The sequence below is a fragment of the Cardiobacterium sp. Marseille-Q4385 genome, from assembly GCF_916618745.1.
Lineage (GTDB): Bacteria > Pseudomonadota > Gammaproteobacteria > Cardiobacteriales > Cardiobacteriaceae > Cardiobacterium.
Window position 1 is genome coordinate 1,402,300 of record NZ_OU745373.1, and the last position, 22,752, is coordinate 1,425,051.

Below are 22,752 nucleotides of genomic sequence, written 5' to 3' on the forward strand. Positions count from 1 at the left end.
CGTTCACAATTACGGACATTCCTCCGTTTTGCGCAGGGACAGCAGCGGTTTGGAGATGCCGCCCGTAATCTCGGTGCCCTCAATTGAACATACCGAGCTAAGACTAGACGATTTCAAACCCAGTTTCAGCTCGTAGTCATGTCCCGCTTCGGGGACAAAGGTAACGGGGAAAGAGCAGTTGGCCATGGTGATATTGGCGGCGATGAGCAGGGTGACGGGTTCGTTGGCACGGACGTAGAACTCGGAAAACATCCCTTTCGTGCTGTCGTTGGGGTTGGGCATACCCAGGCTGCGGCCACGGTAGCCGGTGCTGCCGATAAAGCCGCCAATCACGGTGCCCGCCCCTTTTTTGCGGTAGTCCATGCAGGATAAACCGGGGGTGCCACGCATGGCGACGTAGTTGCCGACGACGCGGATACGGGCGCGCTCGCCGTCTTGCGGTTCTTCCATTTTTTTGAATTGTGTGCCAACGGCGCTGAGGTAGGTACAGCCGGACAGCGCGCAGAGGGGCAGCAGCAGTAGCAGTTTTTTCATATTGACTCCTTTGGGGGACGGGCGGGCAGCATATACCTATCCCCGCCGTCTGCGCCGCAGCAAATCCCCCGCGCCTTCCATCAGGCTGTACACCACCGGGATGACGACGAGGCTGAGGAGCGTCGAGGTGACAAGGCCGCTGATGACCGCCACCGCCATCGGCTGGCTGAAGGTCGGGTCGCCTTTGCCCCAGCCGAGCATGAGCGGGGTCATGCCCGCGCCCATCGCCACACTGGTCATGATGATGGGGCGGGCGCGTTTGTGGCAGGCGTCGATAATGGCGTCATGGCGCGGCAGGCCGTCGCGTTTTTCGGCGATGATGCTGTAATCGACGAGCAGGATGGAGTTTTTGCTGGCGATGCCCATCAGCATGATGAAGCCGATCATCGAGCTCATGCTGATGCCGCCGCCGGTGATGAGCAACCCTGCAAAGGCGCCGCCGATGGACAGCGGCAGTGCCATGAGGATGGTGAAGGGTTGCAGGACGCGGTGGAAGAGGAGGATGAGGACGGCGAGGATGCAGAAGATGCCGACACCCATCGCCAGCACGAAGCCTTCGAACAGTTCTTTCATGTTTTCCGCCTGGCCTTCGTCGAGGGTACGCACGGCGGGGGGCAGGTGCTGCATGGTCGGGGTGTTTTGCACGGCGGTAACGAGTTCGCCGAGCTGGCCGCTGCCGACCTGTGTCGTCACGCGGATTTCGCGGGCGCGGTCGAAGCGGGTGATTTGTGAGGGGCCACCGCCGAAGTCGAGGCGGGCCACGTCGCCGACGCGCACGGTGCCGTTTGCGGTACGGATGGCGAGGTCATGCAGGGTAGCAAGGTCGGCGCGGGCGGCTGCGGGCAGACGGACGACGATGGGGATTTGCCGGCTGTCGAGGTTCAGTTTGGCGAGGCGCTGTTCGTAGTCGCCTTGCGTGGCGATGCGCAGGGTATCGGCGATTTGCGCGGTGGTCACGCCGTGGTCGGCCATGTGGAGCGCGTCCGGGGTGATGCGCAGTTCTTCGCGGGCAAGGCTTCTGGTACTGCTGACGGTGCCGGCGTTCGGCAAGGCGCGGATGTCGTGCATCAGGGCTTGCGCGGTTTCTTCGAGAAGGCGCGGGTTGTCGCTGGTCAGCGAGACGATGTAGCCGGGTTCGCCGCCGTTGCTGAGGCCGACGCTGAAGCGCGCGCCGGGGATGTTTTCCAGGCGGCGGTTGATTTCCTGCTCAATGTAGGTTTTATCGGGACGGCTGCCGCGCGGCGCGAGGACAATGTCGAGGCTGGCGCGATTGCGCGCTTTGCCGCCGATACTGCCGATGACCCGCGTCTGCTCGCCGATGGTGCTGAGGATATGTTCGATGCCGTCGATATCAGCGATGGCGCGGCGTACCTGCTCGCTGACGGCGAGGGTGTCATGCAGGACGGCATCGGGGGTGAGCTCGATGGTGACGCGCGTCTGGTCCATGTCATCATCCGGCATGAAGGCGCTGGGCAGGTGGCGCGCCCAGCCGAGCGAGACGGCGAAGAGGACGATGGTGAGCGCGAGCGTCGTCCAGCGCCAGCGTAGCACCAGGGCGACGACGGCGAGGTAGGCGCGCATCAGCGGACCGTCGCCACGCGCGGCGTGTTGCGGTTCTGGACGCAGGATGTAGGCGGACATCATCGGCGTGACGAGGCGGGCAACGACCAGCGAGAAGAACACGGCAATCGCCGCCGTCCAGCCGAACTGGCGGAAGAACTGGCCGATGACGCTACCCATGAAGGCGGTCGGCAGGAAGACGCCGATCAGGGTGAAGGTCGTGGCGATCACCGCCAGGCCGATTTCATCCGCCGCTTCCATCGCCGCATCGTAGGGCGATTTGCCACCGCGCAGGTGGCGGATGATGTTTTCGATTTCGACGATGGCATCGTCCACCAGCACGCCGATAACCAGCGACAGCGCCAGCAGCGAGATGATATTCAGGGTAAAGCCCAGCAGCCACATGACGAGGAAGGCGGGGATAACCGACAGCGGCAGGGCAATGGCGGCAACCAGCGTCGCGCGCCAGTTGCGCAGGAAGATAAAGACGACGAGGACGGCGAGCAGCCCGCCTTCCAGCAGCATATCGAGCGAACTGTGATAATCGTCCTCGACTGGTGTGGCGCGGTCATAGACCTTGGCGATCTTCATCTGCGGATAATCCGCCTGAATACGGGCGAGTTCCGCTTCGACTGCATGGGCGACCCCAACCTCACTCGCGCCCCGGCTGCGGGTGATGGAGAAAGCGACCACCGTCTCGCCGTCGTAGAGCGCCAGCGAATCCGCTTCCGCCGCACCATCGCGGATGGTGGCGAGATCGCCCAGGCGGTAAGCACCGCCCGCCGTGCGGATTTGCAACTCGGCCAGCGCGGGCGCATACGACAGCGCCCCCAGCGCGCGGATCGTCTGCTTGCCGTCGCCGACTTGCGCCTCACCGCCCGCCGCATCGCGTTGCAGCGCGAACAGCTGCTGCTGCAATTCCGTAATCGTCAGCCCCAGCCCCTGCAACTTCACCGGATCGGGCAACACCTCCACCGTGCGCGCCTCGCCGCCGATGCGATCCACACTGCCGACGCCGGGAATCGCGGTCAGGCGGCGGTTCAATTTGTCATCCACGAACCATGACAACGCCAACACGTCCATATCGCGCGCCGATACCGAAAATGTAAGCAGCGGCAGCCCGCTCGTCCCTATCTTGCCAATCACCGGTTCATTCGCATCCGCCGGCAAATCGCTGCGAATCTCGCCGATGGCCGAACGCACCTCGTCCAGCGCCTCCTGCAAATCCTTTTCCAGGCGGAACTCGATAATCGTAGTGGAAACACCCGTCTGCAACACACCGCGAATCTTCTTCACCCCGTCAATGGAGGCCACCTGACTCTCCACCTTCTTGGCAATATCCGTTTCCAGCTGCGGCGGCGCAGCGCCGGGCAGCGTGACCGTAACCATCACCACCGGAAAATCCAAATCGGGGAACTGCTGGATCTTCATCACATTAAACGCGTGAATGCCGCCGAGCGTGAGCAAGATAAAAAGCAAAATTGTGGCCAGCGGATTGCGGATCGACCAGGCAGAAAAATTCATGACTTACCTCCGGTTAAAAACGGCGGGTGGAAAGAGACCGTAGGGTGGGCTTCAGCCCACCATTGCCATAGCGAATGGGTTTGTGGTGGGCTGAAGCCCACCCTACATGCTGAAGCATCACTCACCATCCACCACGCGCACCACATCCCCATCCTGCAAAAAACTGCCGCCGCGCAGCACAAAGTGCGCATCCGCCGCCAGCCCCTCGCGCACCACTACGCGCTCGCCGATGCGTTCGCCCAACAATACCGTGCGGCGGGAGGCGCGGTTGTCGCCATCCACCAGCACCAGCAAGTCATAACCATCCTCGCGCACCACCGCCGACGCCGGCACCGTCAGCACCGCTTCCTCGCCGAGGGCAAACGCGCCGCGCACAAACATTCCGGCGCGCAGCGGTGCATCTTGTGGCACATCGACAAACACCGTGACCAGCCGCGACGCCGCATCCGCCGTCGGCGCCAGCTTGCGTACCCGTCCATTCACTTCAGCCTTGCCTGCCGCAAGATGCGCTACCGTGCCCGAACGAAGCGACGCCGCCGCATCTGGCGCGACCCGCGCCCGCCATTCCAGCGCGCCATTCACCTGCACCGTAAAGAGCGGCAGCCCGATCGCCGCCGTCATGCCGAGCTCTGCCGGACGTGCAGTGATAATGCCCGCCGCCGGGGCGCGCACCTGCGCATAACCCAGACGCAACTGCGCGAGACGCAACGCCGCCTGCGCACCATCCAGTGCTGCCTGCCCGTCGCGCTCGGCGGTGAACAACTGCTCGGCATCATTGACACTGAACGCACTGTCCTTGACCAGTTTGCGCGCCCGCGCCGCATTGCGCTTCGCCTGCGCCAACGCCGCCTGGGCGCGATTCACCGCCGCCTGCGCCTGCGCCACCTCCTGCTGCAAAGGCGCGGCATCAAACAAAGCCAGCACTTGCCCGGCCTGCACACGGTCACCGACATCCGCCTTCAACTGCGCGAGCGCCACCCCGGCCAACTGCGCATTCACCGCCGCCAACTCGCGCGCGGCGACCTCGCCTTCAGCGGCAAGGGTACGCTCGTGCGTGATGCGCTGCGGCGTGCCAAGCTGCACGGTGAGCGCGGACTTCTCCTCCGCCGGTGGTGCCTCCTGCGCGAATAGCCACGAAGACAAAAAAATGAGGAAAAACAGCGGGAATTTCATGTGGTCTGCTCCTTACCATAGAAAGGTGCAGTGTAGCAAAAGGCAGTGGACGGATTTTGCGGCGGCGGGAAGGCGGATTGATGCGCCTGCTGGCAAGAGGGGTTGGAGAACGAGATAATGCCGCCAACTCTCCATCCGGACTTCACCATGACAAAACTCGGCGTCATCCTCATCTTTATCGGCACATTCTGGCTCCACCTCAGTAAGCGACTGGCACAGCGGCAGGCGGATGAAGACACCACGGCAAACCCGCGCGAAAAGAAGCGCGCTGAACCGCTGCAAGTGGGCAAACCGCGCCTGCTGGACGAAGACAGCCTGCCGCACATGATGGCGGGCAACAGCGGGCTTGTCGGCAAAATCCTGCTGGTTGCGGGTGTACTGCTCTATCTCGGCGGTCTTTTTGGTCTTTTCTGATGCCGGATGCATCCGGTTCCTGCGGAGGGTTTGCGCCGCTTGGCGACCGTTAAAAATGTAGGGCGGGTCTAGTAACCACACCGCTTGCCGGGTCAGTATTTACGTCGCTTGGCGGTCAACTTCCGTCATCAATCCATCTGTCCGGCGGCAGCGGGAGGCGATCAGATGGCTGCCAGCAACGCCTCGACTTCCGCTGCTGTGGTCGCCCAACTGGTGCAGTAGCGCACGATTTGTTGACCGTTTTCTGCCGGCCAGTAGGCGGCGAAGCCGTAGTCGCGGATGAAGCGCGCCGCCTCTGCTTCGGGCAGGATGGGGAATTGCTGGTTGGTGGTGGAAGCGCCGTAAAAGGCAATGCCGCGCGCTTCGAAGGCGTTACGGATGCGGCGGGCGTGGGCGATGGCATCGTGGCAGATGCGGGTGTAGAGGTCGTCGGTAAAGAGCACGTCAAACTGGATGCCGAGCAGCCGCCCTTTGGCGAGCAGACCGCCGTGCTGCTTCATGGTCGCGCGGAAATACGGTTTGCAGGCGTCACGGGTAATCACGACCGCCTCGCCAAAGAGGGCACCGCATTTGGTGCCACCGATGTAGAACACATCGCTCAGGGTGGCGAGGTCAGCAAGCGTCACGTCGCTCACTTCAGGATGCAGGGCATAGCCGAGGCGGGCGCCATCGACGAAGAGCGGCAGGCTGTGGCGGCGGCAGACTTGCGCCAGAGCGGCGAGTTCCGCACGGCTGTACACCGTGCCGAGTTCAGTTGGCTGCGAGATGTACACCATGCCGGGCTGCACGATGTGTTCCTGAATGTCGCTCGCCGCGTAGTACTGGGTGAAGAAATCCTGCACTTGCGCCGCCGTCAGCTTGCCGTCGGTGGACGGCAACACCAGCACCTTGTGCCCGGCAGCTTCGATGGCGCCGGTTTCATGGGTGGCAATGTGCGCCGCTTCCGCCGCAATCACACCCTGATGCGGGCGCAGGATATGAGCGATAACGATGGCGTTGGTCTGCGTACCGCCGACAAGGAAATGCACGTCGGCGTTTTCATCGCCGATAGCAGCACGGATTTTGGCGCGCGCGGAGGCACAGTAGGGGTCAAGGCCGTAGCCGGGGGTTTGTTCGAGATTGCTGGCGATGAGGCGCTCAAGGATGGCCGGGTGACAGCCGGCGAGGTAGTCGCTACCGAAGGAGGGCATAAGATGCTCCGCAAAAACGCGGATTATACGCGCGCGGTGGATAGCCGCCCCGCCGGAAGAAACGGCAAACCGCCGCGCATAAAAAAGCCGGACCCGCAGGTCCGGCTTGATAAAGAGGTCAACTCAGCCTTTGGCTGCGTCTTCTTTCTCTTCGGCATCGTCTTTATCGTTGCTGTCAGCCTTATCGGTCGCACCGAAGGCTTCCAGAGCCGTTTTGCAGAAGGTTTCTTGCTGATCGGCAGGCACAGCGGCGACTTGATCCTTGATGATTTTCATCGCTTGTTCGCTGTAGTTACCGTCTTTTTTCAGGTCTTCTTCCGCTTTCTTGTAATAGTCGTCACAAGAACCGGCAAGGGCAACAGCCGGGAATGCGGCAGCGATCAGGGAAGCAAGAACTACTTTTTTCATAAAGATTCCTTATGGTTAAGGGTTAAAGGGATGCCCAAAGGCGGCATGATGATAGCACGCTGCCGGCATACGGCTTATTCGTTATCGGCTTGTAACCATCGCTTCATTTTTTTGCCACGGCCTTGATGCGCAAGACGGCAGCGACGAAGCGGGCAATATGGGCGGCGATTTCCGGGTCATCCACCGCGCTGATGAGGGCGCAGCTGTCTTCCTTGTCGCCGTCTTGCACGGTGACGGTTGTGCCGTTGTAGTGAGCGAAGAAGAGAGCCTTGCCGCCACGGATTTTTCCCCGGTGCAGCAGCCATACCCGCCCGGCATCATCACGTGCAAAAGCACCGGAGATGGCGCGGTTCAGGCCGTCCGCCGGGATATTGATTTCACTGGCAAGTGCCACTTTCTTCCCCGCCTGCGGTGCGCCGTTGCCGAAGCCGTGCCAGTAGGTTTTGTCGCTCTGTTGGGCGGCGTACCACAAGTTGAGGCTGGGCGCGTAAGCGACGGTTGTGGCAAAGCTGCCGCCGGCGCCGCCCACACTGCAATCGATGCGTTCGGGCAGGGCGGCGCGCAGGTTGGCGTCGAGTTGTTGGGCAGCAGTGCGGATACTGGCTGCATCGCCGATGATGCTGAACATGGTGTACTCCGGATGTAAAAAAGCCCGCATGCGGCGGGCTTTCTGGGGATTCTTATTTTTCGCGGAAGATGATGCGGCCTTTGCTCAGGTCATACGGCGTCATTTCTACTTTGACTTTATCGCCGGTGAGGATGCGGATGTAGTGTTTGCGCATACGGCCGGAAATGTGGGCGTTGATCATGTGGCCGTTTTCCAGCTCGACGCGGAAAGTGGTGTTGGGCAGACTCTCTACCACGGTGCCGATCATTTCAATATTTTCTTCTTTGGACATGGTTACCTGTGTGGATGAAAAACGCGCGAATTCTAGCAAGCTCCCGTTATAAATACAATTATCTGCCCGGCGGCGGGGAAGACGTATAATACTTCACAGCAACTCTCAAGCTTTAACCACGCTTCAACACCTTTTCCCAACTAAGGAGACTCAATATGAGCACTGAGAAACGCACCGCCCTCTACGACTGGCACGTCGCCCACGGCGCGAAAATCGTCCCCTTCGCCGGCTATTCCATGCCGGTGCAATACGCTGAAGGCATCGTGAAAGAACACCTGTGGACGCGCGAACACGCCGGGCTCTTCGACGTGTCGCACATGGGGCAGCTTTTTGTCAGCGGCGCGGATGTCGCGGGCAGCCTAGAACGCCTGCTGCCGGTTGACTTGCACGGGCTGGAAGTCAACCAGCAACGCTATGCCCTCTTGATGAACGCCCAGGGCGGCATTGATGACGACCTCATGCTCACCCGCCGCGCCAATGATTTCTACGTCGTGGTCAACGCGGCCTGCAAAGACGCCGACTTCGCCAAACTGCAAGCCGGACTGCCCGATTGTAAAGTCGAATGGTGGCCGGAACGCGCCCTGCTCGCCCTGCAAGGGCCGGAAGCGGTGGAGGTCCTCGCTGCCATCGAGCCGAAAGTGCGTGACCTCACCTTCATGCATGGTGGCGCCTTCACCCTGCTTGGTGCCGAGTGCTGGGTCAGCCGCTCCGGTTATACCGGGGAAGACGGCTATGAAATTTCCGTGCCGAACGATAGAGTCGCCGCCTTTGCCGATGCGCTATGCAGCGATGCCCGCGTCAAACCTATCGGCCTCGGCGCGCGTGACAGTCTCCGTCTGGAAGCGGGGCTCTGTCTCTACGGCAATGACATTGACACTACTACCAGCCCCATCGAGGCCTCGCTCATCTGGGCCATCCAGAAAGTGCGCCGCCCCGGTGGCGAACGCGCCGGTGGCTATCCGGGCGCAGACATCGTCGCCCGTCATATCGAAGCAGGCGCATCACGCAAACGCGTCGGCTTCAGCATCGAAGGCCGTGCGCCGGTGCGTGCCCATACCGACGTGTACCACAACGGCGAGAAAGTCGGCACCATCACCAGCGGCGGCTTCGGTGCTACCGTGAACGCGCCGGTGGCGATGGGCTACGTCCGCACTGATCTTGCCGCTGTCGGCACCAAACTCACCGCGAAAGTCCGCGACAAAGACGTGCCGATTGAAATCGTCGCCATGCCGTTTGTGAAAAAAGACTACAAAAAATAAGCCGTCTTGTTACCGCACACCGCCGTATCATTGCGGCGGTTTTTTCATATCCACTAGGAGCCTCCATGCACAAAACCCTTATTGCCCTGACCCTCCTCGCCGCACAAGCAAGCGCGGCGCCGCTTTTTAGCGACGATATTGCCGCCGGCAAACAGCCGCTGACCTACCTCGGCAAAGACAGCAAAGCCGCCACCACGCTGCTTTTGACCCAAAAAGCCGACGGTGGTGACGCCGTGGCACGCATCGCGGCGGACAGCCCTGTCACTATCCTGCTCGTGGACGACAAAGGCCACGCGCTCGTCAAAAACGCCTTTGGCCTGACCGGCTGGGCGCAGGCGGATACCAGTGGTGCCGCTGCCGACAAACTGGATGGCCTGCAAAAAGTCGTCATCGGCGAAGACGCATTCATCTTCTATCACGATCCGAAAAACAGCACCTTTTTGAACGAAATCGCGTCGGGTAAAGACGAAGAGCCGGAAACCTATCGCGCCCTGCGCGGCAAGCTGGCGGGGGATGACCAAGACTACTTCGTCTATTGCGACGACGGCATGAGCGGCGATCCGAGCTGCACCATCTTCCCCGTTCCTGCCGACGGCAAAGCGCCAACCGAGACGACCTACGATAAAAACCGCACCCTGAACGGAGAAACCTACTATCTGCCGGGCGACGGCACCGTGTACACCGACACCCACGCCAATCTCTTCTACCAGACGCGCAGCAAATACACGCTTAAAGACGACAAACTGGACGAGGTCATCCAGCCCTACCAATACATTGGTGTGGACAGCAAGGCTGAAAGCGCCTTCACCCTGGATGGCCTGGACGGCAAAAAACACAAAGTCAAAAAGGGCGAGAAAGTGCGTGTCATCCTCGACGACCCGCGCGCCATCCCCTGCAACCCGGAAACAGACAGCTGTAACAAGCTGAAACTGCTGGTGCAAAACGCGGCCGGCGATGCAGGCTGGGTTACCGTCGTTGACGCATACGGCGGCGAAGAAGACAAACCGGGACCGAAGATCGAATACATCCGTTTCTATGGCGACTAACCGCCACTACATAAAAAAACGCCGCGAATGCGGCGTTTTTAGTGTGGCCAATGCGGCGGCATACGTCGCGCAGATGGCGTTTATCTTTGTTGCAGGGCCTTGAATTCGGCCTTGGCCTTTTCCAGTTGAGCGATGAAGGCGGGTTTGCTGTGCAGGGTGGCGACCACGCCGCTGGCGACCACACGGGCGGCATCTACGTCGCTTTGCCAGTGATAACCGCAGATGACCCGGCTTTGCCCCATTTCAAAACCGCGCTCGAAGATTTGCTGTTGGCGGGCAGGGTTGATTTCAGCGAGTACCAACGCGCTTGCCCAGCCGATAGCCGTGTGGCCGGAGGGATAAGAGCCGTTTTTCGAGAGAGTTGCCTCGTCATCAGGGCGGCAGGTGTGCTCACTGAAGAAAGCGAAGGGGCGGATGCGCATATAGTGCTGTTTGGCGGCGCGGGTGGAGAGCTCGCCCGCATCCTCGCGGAAATTGCGCAGCAGTTTGTAGAGTTCCGGGGTGTCTTTTTCGGTGATGGGCGTGCCAAAGGCTTCGGAGAAGGCTTGCGGTACGCCGTCGCCGCTCAGGTGGGCGTCGTTATAGGCAAGTTCGCCACGCGGGGTATTGCGCAATTGTTTGCCTTTGTCGTACTGCGCCTTGTCGTTGAGGAAAGCGATGCTGTCCATCGCCGGTGGCGGCGGCAATAGTTTGAGGCTGTCGGCAACTTCCTCGATGGTCATGTAATAAACGTCCGGGCGGGTATTGACATCATTGTCCTCGGCTTGGACGGCGAGCGGCAGGGATGCCAGCAACAAGGTGGCGAGCAGAGTCTTTTTCATTAGCGTGTCCCGTGGAATGGATGGAGAAGCGGGCTGCACGGCTATGGGAACTTCAAATAGATACCGTCTTGGCGCGACTTGCTGTGTTACACGAACGGCCTTTGTCGCGCCACTTGATTTGAAGCCACAGTGCGATCCAAAGGCATTGTAACGCGTGCATCGTGATTTTCACAGGAAAATGCCCGAATTATCACGTTTGTTCTTGTGGTTTTTTTTGGGGATTTGCCCAAATGAGCGGGCGGAAGACGTTATTGCAGCGCTTCCAGTTGCAGCGGCACGGGGCTGACGGGGATGGGGGCGACGGTTTGATCGTCGTTGCCAGTACCGTCAGGCGCAGGATTGACGGATTCAAGGGTGAGTTTTTGGTCCAGCGGACGGGCATTGCCCGGCAGTTGTGGTGCAGCAAGGAGAAGGTTAGCGGCTTTTTGCCGTTTTTCCCGTTCGACGAGGCCGGGGATGTCGGGAATATGCGCCATTTCGCTGTCCGGCAGGACGAAGTAGGTTTCGTTTTTGCCGATCATGCCGTAGTCCTCACGCGCTTTTTCTTCGTACACGCGGTAGGCGTCGGGGGATTTGAGGCTGTCCACGTTGATGCGCAGCGCATCGTTGCGGTCGTTCAGCAGTTTGTTTTCGCGCAAATGCAAGCCGACCTGCTGGCGCAGGTCGGCGATGTGTTCCTGGGTGCGGTTTTGCAACCGCCACAGGTAGGCGTTTATGAGTCCGAGGCTGAGCGCGATGGCGAGCAGCGTCAGGTAGATAAACGCTCGCTTCATCAGTTCTTGATTTTGCCAAGCAGGGCAGCTTTGCCACCGTAGCGGACTTCATTGCCGAGTTCGGCTTCGATGGTCAGCAGGCGGTTGTATTTGGCGACACGGTCAGAGCGGCACAGTGAACCGGTCTTGATTTGCGTAGCGCTGGTGGCAACGGCGATATCGGCAATGGTGGTGTCCTCGGTTTCGCCGGAACGGTGCGAGACGATGGCCGCATAGCCTGCGTCTTCTGCCATTTTGATGGCTTGCAGGGTTTCAGAGAGGGAGCCGATTTGGTTCGGCTTGATGAGGATCGCGTTGGCGATGCCTTTTTCGATGCCTTCTTTGAAGATGCGGGTGTTGGTGACGTAGAGGTCGTCGCCGACGAGCTGCACTTTGCCGCCGAGTTTGTCGGTGAGGATTTTCCAGCCGTCCCAGTCGCTTTCGTCAAGGCCGTCTTCGATGGAGACGATCGGGTAGCGCTCAACGAGGCCGGCGAGGTAGTCCACAAATTCGGCAGAGGTGAAGGTTTTGCCTTCGGAAGCGAGGCTGTATTTGCCGTTTTCGTAGAGTTCGGAAGCGGCAACGTCAAGGGCGAGGTAGATTTGTTCGCCAGCTTTGTAGCCTGCTTTGGCGATGGCTTCCATGATGACTTGCAGGGCTTCTTCGTTGGAGCCGAGGTCAGGGGCAAAGCCGCCTTCGTCGCCGACGCCGGTGGAAAGGCCTTTGTCATGCAGGACTTTTTTCAGGGTGTGGAAGATTTCGGAACCGGCGCGCAGGGCTTCGTGGAAGCTGTTGAAGCCGGCAGGCATGATCATGAATTCCTGGATGTCCACGCTGTTGTCGGCGTGTTCGCCGCCGTTAACGATGTTCATCATCGGTACGGGCAGGGTGTAGCCGGTGGTGTTGTGCAGCACGGCGTAGAGCGGTTTTTTCAGGCTGGCAGCTTTGGCGTGGGCGAGGGCGAGGGAGACGCCGAGGATGGCGTTTGCACCGAGGTTCTTTTTGAAGTCGTCGCCGTCGAGGTCAAGCATGATTTTGTCGAGGGCGGTGAGGTCGTCAATGGCTTTGCCTTTGAGCGCCGGACCGAGTTTTTCGTTGACGTTGGCGACGGCTTTGGTCACGCCTTTGCCGAGGTAGCGGGCTTTGTCGCCATCGCGCAGTTCGAGGGCTTCGCGCGAGCCGGTAGAGGCGCCGGAAGGTACGCCAGCGGTGCCTTGTGCGCCGTCGGAAAGGGTGACGGTGACTTGTACGGTCGGGTTGCCGCGTGAGTCGAGGATTTCGAGGGCTTTGACGTTTTGTACGGTTGTCGTCATTGTGTTGGCTCCTGTTAGTTAGAGGGTTTTGGCGATGTTGTCGAGCGCTTGCAGTTGTTTGAGCAGCTCGGGCATGTGTCCCAGCGGCCAGGCATTCGGCCCGTCGGAGAGGGCTTTGTCCGGGTCGGGATGGGTTTCCATGAACAGTCCCGCGACGCCGACAGCAACTGCCGCGCGTGCGAGAACCGGCACGAATTCGCGCTGCCCGCCGGAGGAGGCGCCTTGTCCCCCCGGCAGTTGCACGGAGTGGGTGGCGTCGAAGACGACGGGGCAACCGGTTTGTTTCATCACCGGCAGCGAGCGCATATCGGAGACGAGGTTGTTGTAGCCAAAGCTCACGCCGCGTTCACACAGCATGATGCGGTCATTGCCGGTGCTTTTCGCTTTATCGGCGACGTGGCGCATGTCCCATGGCGCGAGGAACTGGCCTTTTTTGATGTTGACGGGCAGGCCCTGGGCACAGACGTTGTGGATGAAGTTGGTCTGGCGGCAGAGGAAGGCCGGGGTTTGCAGTACGTCCACCACGGCGGCGACTTCATCCAGCGGGGTGTCTTCGTGCACGTCGGTAAGAACGGGGACACCGATCTCGGCTTTGACTTTGGCGAGGATGCGCAGACCTTCGGCGATGCCGGGACCGCGATAGCTGGCACCGGACGAGCGGTTGGCTTTGTCGAAGGAGGATTTGTAGATGAAGGGGATGCCGAGATCGTCGGTGATTTTTTTCAGGGTTTCCGCCGTTGACAGCGCGAGCGCTTCGCTTTCGATGACGCAGGGACCGGCAATGAGGAAGAAGGGACGGTCGTTGCCGACTTGGTAGCCACAGAGATTCATGCGTCTGCTCCGTCGTGGTGGGCGCGTGCGGCGCGGATGAAGGATTCGAAGAGCGGATGCCCTTTGCGCGGGGTTGAGGTGAACTCAGGGTGCGACTGACAGGCGATGAACCACGGATGGTCGGGCAATTCGATGACTTCTACCAGACCGTTGTCTTCGGAACGGCCGGAGATGATCATGCCAGCGTCTTCAAGGCGTTTTTCGTAGTGGCTGTTCACTTCGTAGCGGTGGCGGTGGCGTTCGTTGATGATTTCCACGCCGTAGATTTGTGCGATTTTGCTGCCGGATTTGAGCCGCGCCGGCAGGGCACCGAGGCGCATGGTGCCGCCAAGGTCGCTTTGTTTGTCGCGCTGTTCGGTTTCGCCGCGTTCGTTCACCCATTCGGTGACGAGGGCGACCACGGGTTCCTGGCTGCTATCGCCCCATTCGGTGCTGCCGGCATTTTCGATGCCGAGGACGTGGCGTGCGTATTCGATGACGGCGAGCTGCATGCCGAGGCAGATGCCGAGGTAGGGGATGCGGTTTTCACGCGCGTATTGCACGGCGCGGATTTTGCCGCTGATGCCGCGGTTGCCGAAGCCGCCCGGCACGACGACACCGTCCACGCCTTCCAGCAGCGACTCGCCCTGCCGGTGCAGGTCTTCGGAATCGATGTAGCGGATTTTTACCGCGTTGCCGCTGCGGATGCCGGCGTGGTAAAGCGCTTCGTTGAGCGATTTGTAGGCGTCAGTGAGGTCCACGTATTTGCCGACCATGGCAATCGTCACTTCGTGCTTCAGATTGGCGATGGCGTCGTTGACCTGCTGCCAGTCGCTGAGATCAGCGGGGGCAGCATCGAGGGCGAAGTGGCGCATGACGACTTCGTCCACGCCCTGCTTGTGATAGAGCAGCGGGATTTCGTAGATATTTTTTACGTCCAGACCGGCGAAGACCGCATCAGCGGGAACATTGGTGAAGAGGGCGATTTTGCGCCGCTCGTCTTCGGGAATATCGCGGTCGGCGCGGCAAATCAGCATATCCGGCTGAATACCGATCGAGCGCAATTCCTTGACGCTGTGCTGCGTCGGCTTCGTTTTCAATTCCCCTGCGGCAGCGATATAAGGCAGCAGCGTCAGGTGGATATACATGCAGCGGCTGCGGCCCAATTGCGCCCCCAACTGGCGGATGGCTTCGAGGAAAGGCAGCGACTCAATATCGCCGACCGTACCACCGATTTCCACCAGCGCAATATCCGCCCCTTCGGCGGCACGCAACACGTAGGACTTGATGGCATCGGTAATATGCGGGATGACCTGCACCGTCGCGCCCAAATAATCGCCATGGCGTTCCTTGCGGATCACCTCGGCGTAAATGCGGCCGGTGGTGCAGTTATTGAACTGGGTGGCGCGCATTCGCACGAAGCGTTCATAGTGGCCAAGATCGAGGTCGGTTTCCGCGCCGTCATGGGTGACAAACACCTCGCCGTGCTGGAAGGGGCTCATCGTCCCCGGATCGACATTAATATACGGATCGAGCTTGATCAGCGTGATGCGCAGCCCGCGTGATTCCAGAATAGCGCCCAAAGAAGCGGCGGCGATGCCCTTCCCCAAAGAAGAAACCACGCCGCCGGTAACAAAAATAAACTTGGTCATGCGTCCGAAACCGATGAAAAATGATGCGAAATGCTAACAGAATGCGCTTGTTGATGCCAGTCAAACGCCAGCCCGTCCCAGCCCGCTGCCGCGCCAAAACCGCCTAACCACGCCGCTTCACCATCCACTAGCAAGAGCGGCAGGCGGCGGCGCAAATACGGTGGCACCCCCTGATTCTGCAAAAAATGCTTCAGCGCTTGTGGATAATGCTGTCCGGGTGCCTGCCAGTGCGCAGCGCAGGGGAACAGTGCCCAGTGGCATACCCTGCCCGCCAGCAAATCCTGCCCCGTGTGCAGACGCAACATCCCCACACCCGGCCATACCGTTTGAGCGGCAAATGGCGGCGGCGACTGCGGCGTACTGGCGCGGAACACGTGCAAACGGCCGCGATGCTGCACCACCACCGTCTCGCCATAACACAATTCCGCATGACCATTCTGCCCGCCAAGCGCGTCTATAAACGACAACAACCGCTTGCCCGGCGGCGCAGGCTGTCCGGCGCGCTGCAACCAGCGGCGCAACAAGGCTTTGGCGACCGTTGCGCCATGCGCGGCAACGAGCGCGTCCCACGGCAACACCGTCTGCGCCTCGCCCAGAATCCCGTCCAGCAACGCCTGCTGCACCGCTTGCGCTTCAGCCAGCCAGCCTGCCGAACGCGCGACCGCTGCCGCCATCTCCACCAGCGGCGGCAAACCCGCATGACGCAGGCGGTTGCGGGCAAAACGCGTATCCACATTGCTGGGATCATCCAGAAACGGCACCCCCTCGGCGGCAACAAACGCCTCAATTGCGGCGCGCGACGTATCCAGCAGAGGGCGCCAGTGCGCGCCGTCGGCAAACGGACGCTGCGCGGGCATCGCCGCGAGACCGTCCAGCCCGCTGCCGCGCAACAACTGCAAAAAAAACGTCTCAACCTGATCCTCGCGGTGATGCGCGGTGAGCAGCACCCCGCGCGGCGGCAAACGCGCCGCCAGTGCCTCATAACGCAGCAGTCGCGCCTTGGCTTCCAGACTCTCGCCCGGTGCCGCCTGCCAGTTGAGACGCAACACCTCGCAACCAACCCCGCGCGCCGCCGCCTCACGCACACAAAACGCGCCCCACTCGCCACTCGCCGCCGACCAACCATGATCCACATAACAGGCGACAAGCGGTGTCGTAAGCCGCTGCCGCTGCGCGACGAGCGCCTGCAATAGCGCCATGCTGTCGCGCCCACCGCTTAACGCGAGCAAATACGCCGCCGGGCGGTATGCCGCTTGCCAGTGCCAGAAGGGAGAAGAGTCAGAAAGCAACATCGGGATTACCAGCATGGGAAACAGCACGAGGATAGCGCAAGAAGGGTGTAAATAAAGAGCCCGCGTAGAGTGGGCTTCAGTCCACCGAGCGGGCACAGCCTGCTTTTTGCAATCTTGATAAGGGATAAAAACAACGCCAAGCGGCGTGATTAACGGGCCCGTCAAGCGGTGTAAACACTGGGCCCGCCAAGCGGCGTCGTTACCGGCTTCATGGCGACATCACGTAACGCCACTTGTTATCACAAATGCTTCGCCAGCAGGGTATAGGTATCGACCACGCCGAGGTCAGTTTGCACCCGCCAGCCGCTGCCTTTCGCTGCCGGTACGATCTCGCCGCTGCTCACGTCGCGCAGTTCGCCGAGGGTGAGATGGCGGTTGCCGCCCGGCTGGATGAGTTCGATGCTGTCGCCGCTGGCGAAGTGGTTTTTCGCTTCAATCGTGGCAAGTCCTGTTGCCGCGTCAAAGGCGATGACTTCGCCGACGAATTGCTGCGTGGCGGCGTTCGATGAACCGGTGGCGTAGTTTTGCTGCGCCTTGATTTGCCGACGCACAAAGAAGCCGTCGGTATAGCCACGGTTGGCAAGCCCTTCGAGGCTGTCGCTGAGACCAGGATCGAAGGGGCGGCCAGCAAGGGCGTCGTCAATGGCGCGGCGGTAGAGTTGCGCGGTGCGTGCCGCGTAGTAGAAGGATTTGGTGCGGCCTTCGATTTTCAGGCAGTCCACGCCGATTTTTACCAGTTCGCCGACGTGCTCGATGGCGCGCAGGTCGCGGCTGTTCATGATGTAGGTGCCGTGTTCGTCTTCGGTGATTTCCATGTATTCACCGGGGCGGTTCGTTTCTTCGAGGTAGTAGGTACGGTCGGCGAGCGGGTGGCGCTCTTGCGGGTCGGTCAGCCCTTGCAGCGCGTCGGGGGAGAAGATGCGGTCGGGCGTGGGGATGAATTCGCCCTCGCTTTCTTCGGTGGCGCCGTGCGTTTTGTATTGCCAGCGGCAGGCGTTGGTGCATACGCCCTGGTTGGGGTCGCGGTTGTTGAAGTAGCCGGAGAGCAGGCAGCGGCCGGAGTAGGCGATGCACAAGGCACCATGCACGAAGACTTCCAGCTCGATGTCCGGGCAGCGTTCGCGGATTTCGCGGATTTCGTCCAGCGAGAGTTCGCGCGAGAGGATGATGCGGCTGATGCCGTTTTTTGCCCAGAATTTGACGCTGGCCCAGTTCATGCTGTTTGCCTGCACGGAGAGGTGGATGGGCATGTCGGGGAAGGCGTCCTTGACCAGCATGATGAGGCCGGGGTCGGACATGATGCAGGCGTCCGGCCCCGCTTTGAGCGAGGGACTAAGGTCGCGGATGGCGGTTTGCAGTTTGTAGTTGTGCGGCATGGCGTTCACGGTGAGGTAGAACTGCTTGCCCAGCGCGTGCGCCTCGTTGATGCCGGTTTGCAGGTTTTCGTCGTTGAACTCGTTGCCGCGCATGCGCAGGGAGTAACGCGCTGCGCCCGCATAGACGGCATCCGCGCCGTAGGCGAAGGCGTAGCGCATGGTTTTCAGGGAGCCGGCTGGGGCGAGGAGTTCGGTGTGTCGCATAAGTTCTCGGTGGGTATGGAAAAAGCGCGCATTATAGCGGCCCGCCTGCGGGGTCTGTGGCACAATGGCCGCCCCTTTTCTACTGAATAAATGCAGGAGTTGTTATGCAAAAACGCATGAATGTCGAGAGTTTTAACCTCGACCACACCAAGGTGAAAGCCCCTTATCTGCGCCTCGCCGACAAGAAACAGGGCGAACACGGCGACGTGATTTTCAAATACGACCTGCGCATCTGCCAGCCGAATCAGGAGCACATGGAAATGCCCGCACTGCACTCGCTGGAACACCTGATGGCGGAGCTGTCGCGCAATCACAACGGCCATGTGGTCGATATTTCGCCGATGGGCTGCCAGACGGGCTTCTATGTGTCGCTTCTGAACGAGCCGGAGTATCAAACGGCGCTGGATTTGATTGAAAAGACCCTGCGCGACGTGCTGGAAGCGACGGAAGTCCCCGCCTGCAATCCGGTGCAATGCGGCTGGGCGGCCAGCCACAGCCTGGAAGGTGCGAAGGAACTGGCGCGCAAGCTGCTTGACAAGCGCAGCGAGTGGGAAACGATCTTCGCCTGAGACGGCGGGTTCCCGCACCGGATACTGCCCCGGCAACGATAAAGCCCTTCCCCGACAGGAAGGGCTTTTTTATTCTGCCTGGTGAGCCCAGTTTTGCGGTGGGCCAAGGCCCACCCTACGTAACCCCTGCATTTATCCCGCTTGGCGCGCCGTCATGGTGCCGGTTGCAGTTTTACCGTCGCCGGTTTTTGCTGCGGGCTTTGCAGGCGGATGTGGATGCGGGCGTGATTGCCGACGCGGTCGGTGGTTTCGATGTCGTAGTCGCCGTCGCCTTCCGGCTGCCACAGAGTTTGCGGGGTGTGGCTCTGTCCCAGCAGTTCGCGGTTGACCAGCCACAGGTAGGGCGGGTTGTTGCCGTTGGTTTGCAGGGTGATGGCCTGACCCCGGTTTTCGATGATGGCGCCGTCCACCGGCGCGGTGATGCGCAGGACGGGCGCGGGCGGCGGCGCGCCGGTGTCGCCTTTGGTGTTCCAGGCGGCTTTCGGCGCGGTGTAGCGGCGTGGCGGGTTGGGCAGGAAGGCGATGATTTGCCGCATGATGGGGATGAGGGCATCGACGCTGGCGCGCTGGTCGCTGTAGCCGCCGTCGGCGCGGCCTGCCCAGAGCAGCACGGTGTAGTCGCGGGTGTAGGCGATTGCCCACAGGTCGCGCCAGCCGTAGGCGGTGCCGGTTTTCAGGGCGACGGGCTCGGCGCCATAGGTGAGCGCGCCCCGGCTGTCGCCGACTTTTTGCAGGATTTGGCTGGTTTGCAGGCAGGCGCGCTGGCTGGCAAGCGGCGCAGGCAGTTCGGGGCGGTAGGTGCAGTTGGCGAGTTTGCGGTAGAGGCCGGCGAGGTCGGTGGCGCGGATGCCGACGCCGCCGAGGGCCAGGGTGAGGTTGGGCGGGCTGTTGTCGAGGGTGGCGAGCGGCAGGCCGTTTTCTTCGAGCCAGCTCGCCAGGGTATCGGCACCGATGCGGGATAGCAGGCGCACCGCCGGGGTGTTGCGCGATTTTTGCAGGGCTTCGGCGAGGGTGATGCGGCCCAGGTATTGTTGGTCGTAGTTCGCCGGGTTGTAGCTGCCTTCAAGCGGGGTGTCGTCGATGAGGGTCTGCGGGTGCATGCGGTAGCGGTCCAGCGCGTAGAGGGTGATGTAGGGTTTCAGGGTGCTGCCGGGCGAGCGGATGGCGGTGAGCAGGTCGTTCGCGCCGAGGCGTTCTTTGTTGTGATACGCCGCGCTGCCGAGGTAGGCGCGGGTTTCGCCGCTGGTGTTGTCGAGGATGAGGGCGGCGAGGTTGCTGCGCGGCGGGCGTTGTTCGAGGGCGGCGCTGAGGGTGGTTTCGAGCTGGCTTTGCAGGCTGCGGTCGAGGGTGGTGCGGTGTTCGCCGCGTTTCAGGGCGAGGGCGGCGTAGTGCGGCGCGTGTTGCGGGAAGGGGTGTGGCGCGGGGTGCAGCGGTTCGCGTTTGGCGTTCTGCAGGGTTTCCTGGCTGATGATGCCGCGCGCGGCGGCGCTGTCGAGGATGCGGTCGCGAGCGGCGCGGGCGCGGACGGGGTCGGCAAGGCGGTTCGGCGATTGTGGCAGGGCGATGAGCCAGGCAGTTTCGCTGGTGGAGAGTTCAGCCGGGGCTTTGCCGAAGTAGTACCAGGCGCCGGCGCGGATGCCTTCGAGGTTGCCGCCCATCGGCGCGAGGGTGGCGTAGCAGTTGAGGATGGTCGCTTTGTCGTAGTGGTATTCGAGTTGCAGGGCGCGCAGGCTTTGTTTGATTTTGCCGCCGAGGTCGTGCGCGGTGTGGTAGTTGAGGCGCGCTGCCTGCATGGTGAGGGTGGAGGCGCCGGAGACGGTGCGCCGTCCGTGCAGGTTTTGCCACAGGGCACGCAGGATGGCGCGGATTTCGATGCCGTGATGCGCGTAGTAGCGGCGGTCTTCGTAGTTGAGCAGGAGTTTTTGGTAGGTGTCGGGCAGGGCGCCTGGCGGCAGGCGGCGTTTGCCATCGGCGGTGAGGTAGCTGTGCAGCACGGCGCCGTGGCGGTCATGGACGACGGGCGAGTAGTCGGTGCAGGCGCGGATGTCAGGCGGATAGGCTCGGTCGAGACGCAGCAGGGTGAGGAGGGCGAGTAAGGTTGTCAGGCAAAGGCCGAGGATTATGTGGAAAATGGTGCGCTTCATTGGTTTGCGAGGTCGATATGAAATTTTTGTTGTGGTTTGCGCTGGTCGCTTTTGTGGTGTGGAAGATTGGCCGCGACTGGCGGCGTGCGCGTGGTGTGCAGGGGCGCCTGGAAGCGCGCGCGGCAGCGGAAGCGGCTTTTGAGCGGATTATGTTTTCGCTGGAATGTCAGCTCGCTAACGGCGAGATTGACGAGGCGCAATTCCGCATTTTGCGCGAGCACGCGTTTGCGCAGTTGCAGCGGGCGTTAAAGGAAGCCGGTTTTTAAGGAAAACCCCGCCGTTTGGCGGGGCTTTTTTTTTATGACGCGGTGGCGCCATTTTTGCGCCGGTCGGCAAGATCGGCGGCGGCGGTGAAGATCACGTCCGAGGAGGAGTTGAGCGCGGTTTCGGCGCTGTCCTGGATGACGCCGATGAGCACGCCGATGGCGATGACTTGCGCCGAGGTCTGGCCGTCGATGCCGAGCAGCGAGCAGGCCATCGGGATGAGCATCAGCGAGCCACCCGGTACGCCGGAGGCGCCTGCCGCACCGAGTGTGGCGAGGAAGCAGAGGATGAGTGCGTTCAGGGGGTGCACGGGGACGTGCAGGGTGTGCGCAGCGGCGAGTGAGAGGACGGCGATGGTGATGGCTGCGCCTGCCATGTTGATGTTCGCGCCAAGCGGGATGCTGATGCTGTAGGTTTGTTCGCGCAGGCCGAGCTGTTCGCTCAGGTTGAGGTTAATCGGGATGTTCGCCGCCGAGCTGCGGGTGAAGAAGGCGGGAATGCCGCTCTGGATAAGGCAGCGCCAGACGAGCGGGTAGGGGTTTTTGCGCAGCATGATCCAGACAAGGAGCGGGTTCACGATGAGCGCAACCACGGCCATGCTGCCGAGGAGGACGGCGATAAGACGGGCGTAGGTGGCGAAGGTGGAGAATCCGGTGGTGGCGACGGTGGCGGTAACAAGACCGAAGACACCGTAGGGCGCGATGCGGATGACGATGCCGACGATGTAGTGGATGACGCGGGCGGCGTCGTCGAGGGCAATTTTGCTGGTGTCGCTGGCGTGGCGCAGGGCGATACCGCCGAGGATGGCCCAGGTGAGGATGCCGATGTAGTTGCCCTGCACGGTGGCGTTCACCGGGTTGTCGGTCATTTTGAAAAGCAGCGCGGTGAGCACGGCTTTGAGGTTTTCCGGTGCGGTGGCGGTATCTTCGGCGTTTTGCAGGTAGAGTTCGGTCGGGAAGAGGGTACTCGCAAAAACGGCGATGGCAGCGGCGGCGAAGGTTCCGACGATGTAGAGGCCGATGATGCTTTTCAGGCCGCGCGCCTGCCCCTGGCGGTGGCGGGAAATGGCGTGGGTGATGAGAATAAAGACGAGGATGGGGGCGACAGCGCGCAAGGCTTTGGTGAAGAACTCGCCGAGGATCTGGAAGTATTCGGCGGCAGGGACGATGTAGGTGCCATCGGGCTGCGGCGTCCCGGTTTGCATGAGGATGCGGCCGATGATGATGCCAAGCAGCATGGCGATGATGATTTGGCGAACGAGGCTGCGCCCGAGCCAGCGGAGGAGGTCACGCATGATTAAGGTTTCCTTGGGTGGTTGAAAGGGCGGATATATTACCTGTTTTTCACGCGCGCTCCGGGCTGTTTCGTGGTGGGTAGCGGCGTTTTGCCGTCGCTTCCGCTTCCCACGCGTTGCGCTATCCGGCAGGTGCTCGGGGACGCGTCAAGCGGGATAAATATAGTTGAATAGATAAAAAAGCGTAACAAGGCGCGCCGCCGCAGACAGTACAGGTAGTACGGCAAGGCGGCGCAACGCCGTTACGATTTTTT

At 61.3% G+C, this 22,752-nt stretch carries 21 protein-coding genes; 5 read left to right on the plus strand and 16 right to left on the minus strand.

The annotated features are described in order from the left end of the window. Positions 1–9: 9 nt before the first annotated feature. The 3 genes from LG374_RS06880 to LG374_RS06890 form a co-directional block, all read right to left on the minus strand. Positions 10–534 (minus strand): hypothetical protein, encoded by a 525-nt coding sequence (locus tag LG374_RS06880; RefSeq protein WP_225756997.1) that lies wholly within the window; start codon positions 532–534, stop codon positions 10–12. Between the two features lie 36 nt (positions 535–570). Beyond that, on the minus strand, positions 571–3,618 hold the full coding sequence (locus LG374_RS06885) for an efflux RND transporter permease subunit (RefSeq protein ID WP_225756998.1): 3,048 nt from the start codon (positions 3,616–3,618) through the stop codon (positions 571–573). A 117-nt stretch (positions 3,619–3,735) separates the two neighbouring features. Beyond that, positions 3,736–4,791 carry an efflux RND transporter periplasmic adaptor subunit gene (locus LG374_RS06890; RefSeq protein ID WP_225756999.1) on the minus strand — a complete coding sequence of 352 codons (1,056 nt, stop codon included), beginning with the start codon at positions 4,789–4,791 and terminating at the stop codon, positions 3,736–3,738. 117 nt (positions 4,792–4,908) lie between these two features. Here LG374_RS06890 and LG374_RS06895 point away from each other — a divergent pair, with 117 nt between their 5' ends. Beyond that, the gene (locus LG374_RS06895; RefSeq protein ID WP_225757000.1) at positions 4,909–5,205 is read left to right on the plus strand and encodes a hypothetical protein; all 297 of its coding nucleotides are present in this window, start codon (positions 4,909–4,911) and stop codon (positions 5,203–5,205) included. 161 nt (positions 5,206–5,366) lie between these two features. On the opposite strand, the gene LG374_RS06900 is transcribed toward LG374_RS06895, so the two are convergent. From LG374_RS06900 to infA, 4 genes are all read right to left on the minus strand, one after another. After that, on the minus strand, positions 5,367–6,395 hold the full coding sequence (locus LG374_RS06900) for a low specificity L-threonine aldolase (protein ID WP_225757001.1): 1,029 nt from the start codon (positions 6,393–6,395) through the stop codon (positions 5,367–5,369). Between the two features lie 123 nt (positions 6,396–6,518). Then, complete coding sequence (locus LG374_RS06905; RefSeq protein ID WP_225757002.1) at positions 6,519–6,803, minus strand: cell surface protein; 285 nt, start codon at positions 6,801–6,803, stop codon at positions 6,519–6,521. A 103-nt stretch (positions 6,804–6,906) separates the two neighbouring features. Continuing rightward, on the minus strand, positions 6,907–7,431 hold the full coding sequence (locus tag LG374_RS06910) for a restriction endonuclease (RefSeq protein WP_225757003.1): 525 nt from the start codon (positions 7,429–7,431) through the stop codon (positions 6,907–6,909). A 52-nt stretch (positions 7,432–7,483) separates the two neighbouring features. Next, entirely contained in the window at positions 7,484–7,702 is a 219-nt protein-coding gene (infA, locus tag LG374_RS06915) for a translation initiation factor IF-1 (RefSeq protein WP_006986287.1), read from the minus strand. A 155-nt stretch (positions 7,703–7,857) separates the two neighbouring features. On the opposite strand from infA, the gene gcvT reads away from it, so the two are divergent. Then, positions 7,858–8,961: a glycine cleavage system aminomethyltransferase GcvT gene (gcvT, locus tag LG374_RS06920; protein WP_225757004.1), complete on the plus strand. Its 1,104-nt coding sequence runs from the start codon at positions 7,858–7,860 to the stop codon at positions 8,959–8,961. A gap of 65 nt (positions 8,962–9,026) precedes the next feature. Beyond that, positions 9,027–10,007 carry a hypothetical protein gene (locus tag LG374_RS06925; RefSeq protein ID WP_225757005.1) on the plus strand — a complete coding sequence of 327 codons (981 nt, stop codon included), beginning with the start codon at positions 9,027–9,029 and terminating at the stop codon, positions 10,005–10,007. 80 nt (positions 10,008–10,087) lie between these two features. Here LG374_RS06925 and LG374_RS06930 read toward each other — a convergent pair whose 3' ends face one another. From LG374_RS06930 to yegQ, 7 genes are all read right to left on the minus strand, one after another. Then, entirely contained in the window at positions 10,088–10,828 is a 741-nt protein-coding gene (locus LG374_RS06930; protein ID WP_225757006.1) for a phosphatase PAP2 family protein, read from the minus strand. 248 nt (positions 10,829–11,076) lie between these two features. Beyond that, positions 11,077–11,601, minus strand: coding sequence for a septum formation initiator family protein (locus tag LG374_RS06935; protein ID WP_225757007.1), 525 nt, complete (start codon positions 11,599–11,601; stop codon positions 11,077–11,079). Next, positions 11,601–12,893, minus strand: a complete 1,293-nt coding sequence (gene eno, locus LG374_RS06940; protein ID WP_006986294.1) for a phosphopyruvate hydratase — start codon at positions 12,891–12,893, stop codon at positions 11,601–11,603. The genes LG374_RS06935 and eno overlap by 1 nt, the downstream gene beginning before the upstream one ends. A gap of 18 nt (positions 12,894–12,911) precedes the next feature. Beyond that, the gene (gene kdsA, locus LG374_RS06945; RefSeq protein ID WP_225757008.1) at positions 12,912–13,724 is read right to left on the minus strand and encodes a 3-deoxy-8-phosphooctulonate synthase; all 813 of its coding nucleotides are present in this window, start codon (positions 13,722–13,724) and stop codon (positions 12,912–12,914) included. Beyond that, positions 13,721–15,355 (minus strand): CTP synthase, encoded by a 1,635-nt coding sequence (locus LG374_RS06950; RefSeq protein WP_225757009.1) that lies wholly within the window; start codon positions 15,353–15,355, stop codon positions 13,721–13,723. The genes kdsA and LG374_RS06950 overlap by 4 nt, the downstream gene beginning before the upstream one ends. Further along, complete coding sequence (tilS, locus tag LG374_RS06955) at positions 15,352–16,647, minus strand: tRNA lysidine(34) synthetase TilS (protein WP_225757010.1); 1,296 nt, start codon at positions 16,645–16,647, stop codon at positions 15,352–15,354. The genes LG374_RS06950 and tilS overlap by 4 nt, the downstream gene beginning before the upstream one ends. Before the next feature lie 239 nt (positions 16,648–16,886). Then, positions 16,887–18,227: a tRNA 5-hydroxyuridine modification protein YegQ gene (yegQ, locus tag LG374_RS06960; RefSeq protein ID WP_225757011.1), complete on the minus strand. Its 1,341-nt coding sequence runs from the start codon at positions 18,225–18,227 to the stop codon at positions 16,887–16,889. Between the two features lie 104 nt (positions 18,228–18,331). Here yegQ and LG374_RS06965 point away from each other — a divergent pair, with 104 nt between their 5' ends. Next, on the plus strand, positions 18,332–18,796 hold the full coding sequence (locus LG374_RS06965; RefSeq protein ID WP_006986300.1) for an S-ribosylhomocysteine lyase: 465 nt from the start codon (positions 18,332–18,334) through the stop codon (positions 18,794–18,796). A gap of 152 nt (positions 18,797–18,948) precedes the next feature. Here the strand turns inward: LG374_RS06965 and pbpC are convergent, their stop codons facing one another. After that, complete coding sequence (pbpC, locus tag LG374_RS06970) at positions 18,949–20,940, minus strand: penicillin-binding protein 1C (protein ID WP_225757012.1); 1,992 nt, start codon at positions 20,938–20,940, stop codon at positions 18,949–18,951. Between the two features lie 17 nt (positions 20,941–20,957). Between pbpC and LG374_RS06975 the strand changes: the two genes are divergently transcribed. After that, complete coding sequence (locus LG374_RS06975; protein WP_225757013.1) at positions 20,958–21,206, plus strand: hypothetical protein; 249 nt, start codon at positions 20,958–20,960, stop codon at positions 21,204–21,206. Between the two features lie 32 nt (positions 21,207–21,238). Here the strand turns inward: LG374_RS06975 and sstT are convergent, their stop codons facing one another. Then, positions 21,239–22,498, minus strand: coding sequence for a serine/threonine transporter SstT (gene sstT, locus LG374_RS06980; RefSeq protein ID WP_225757014.1), 1,260 nt, complete (start codon positions 22,496–22,498; stop codon positions 21,239–21,241). Positions 22,499–22,752 lie beyond the last annotated feature (254 nt).

Excerpts from the sequence above, each read along its gene's own strand:
- LG374_RS06880 (WP_225756997.1), bottom strand. The coding sequence starts at position 534 with ATGAAAAAACTGCTACTGCTGCTGCCCCTCTGCGCGCTGTCCGGCTGT.
- LG374_RS06885 (WP_225756998.1), bottom strand. The coding sequence starts at position 3,618 with ATGAATTTTTCTGCCTGGTCGATCCGCAATCCGCTGGCCACAATTTTG.
- LG374_RS06890 (WP_225756999.1), bottom strand. The coding sequence starts at position 4,791 with ATGAAATTCCCGCTGTTTTTCCTCATTTTTTTGTCTTCGTGGCTATTC.
- LG374_RS06895 (WP_225757000.1), top strand. The coding sequence starts at position 4,909 with ATGCCGCCAACTCTCCATCCGGACTTCACCATGACAAAACTCGGCGTC.
- LG374_RS06900 (WP_225757001.1), bottom strand. The coding sequence starts at position 6,395 with ATGCCCTCCTTCGGTAGCGACTACCTCGCCGGCTGTCACCCGGCCATC.
- LG374_RS06905 (WP_225757002.1), bottom strand. The coding sequence starts at position 6,803 with ATGAAAAAAGTAGTTCTTGCTTCCCTGATCGCTGCCGCATTCCCGGCT.
- LG374_RS06910 (WP_225757003.1), bottom strand. The coding sequence starts at position 7,431 with ATGTTCAGCATCATCGGCGATGCAGCCAGTATCCGCACTGCTGCCCAA.
- infA (WP_006986287.1), bottom strand. The coding sequence starts at position 7,702 with ATGTCCAAAGAAGAAAATATTGAAATGATCGGCACCGTGGTAGAGAGT.
- gcvT (WP_225757004.1), top strand. The coding sequence starts at position 7,858 with ATGAGCACTGAGAAACGCACCGCCCTCTACGACTGGCACGTCGCCCAC.
- LG374_RS06925 (WP_225757005.1), top strand. The coding sequence starts at position 9,027 with ATGCACAAAACCCTTATTGCCCTGACCCTCCTCGCCGCACAAGCAAGC.
- LG374_RS06930 (WP_225757006.1), bottom strand. The coding sequence starts at position 10,828 with ATGAAAAAGACTCTGCTCGCCACCTTGTTGCTGGCATCCCTGCCGCTC.
- LG374_RS06935 (WP_225757007.1), bottom strand. The coding sequence starts at position 11,601 with ATGAAGCGAGCGTTTATCTACCTGACGCTGCTCGCCATCGCGCTCAGC.
- eno (WP_006986294.1), bottom strand. The coding sequence starts at position 12,893 with ATGACGACAACCGTACAAAACGTCAAAGCCCTCGAAATCCTCGACTCA.
- kdsA (WP_225757008.1), bottom strand. The coding sequence starts at position 13,724 with ATGAATCTCTGTGGCTACCAAGTCGGCAACGACCGTCCCTTCTTCCTC.
- LG374_RS06950 (WP_225757009.1), bottom strand. The coding sequence starts at position 15,355 with ATGACCAAGTTTATTTTTGTTACCGGCGGCGTGGTTTCTTCTTTGGGG.
- tilS (WP_225757010.1), bottom strand. The coding sequence starts at position 16,647 with ATGTTGCTTTCTGACTCTTCTCCCTTCTGGCACTGGCAAGCGGCATAC.
- yegQ (WP_225757011.1), bottom strand. The coding sequence starts at position 18,227 with ATGCGACACACCGAACTCCTCGCCCCAGCCGGCTCCCTGAAAACCATG.
- LG374_RS06965 (WP_006986300.1), top strand. The coding sequence starts at position 18,332 with ATGCAAAAACGCATGAATGTCGAGAGTTTTAACCTCGACCACACCAAG.
- pbpC (WP_225757012.1), bottom strand. The coding sequence starts at position 20,940 with ATGAAGCGCACCATTTTCCACATAATCCTCGGCCTTTGCCTGACAACC.
- LG374_RS06975 (WP_225757013.1), top strand. The coding sequence starts at position 20,958 with ATGAAATTTTTGTTGTGGTTTGCGCTGGTCGCTTTTGTGGTGTGGAAG.
- sstT (WP_225757014.1), bottom strand. The coding sequence starts at position 22,498 with ATGCGTGACCTCCTCCGCTGGCTCGGGCGCAGCCTCGTTCGCCAAATC.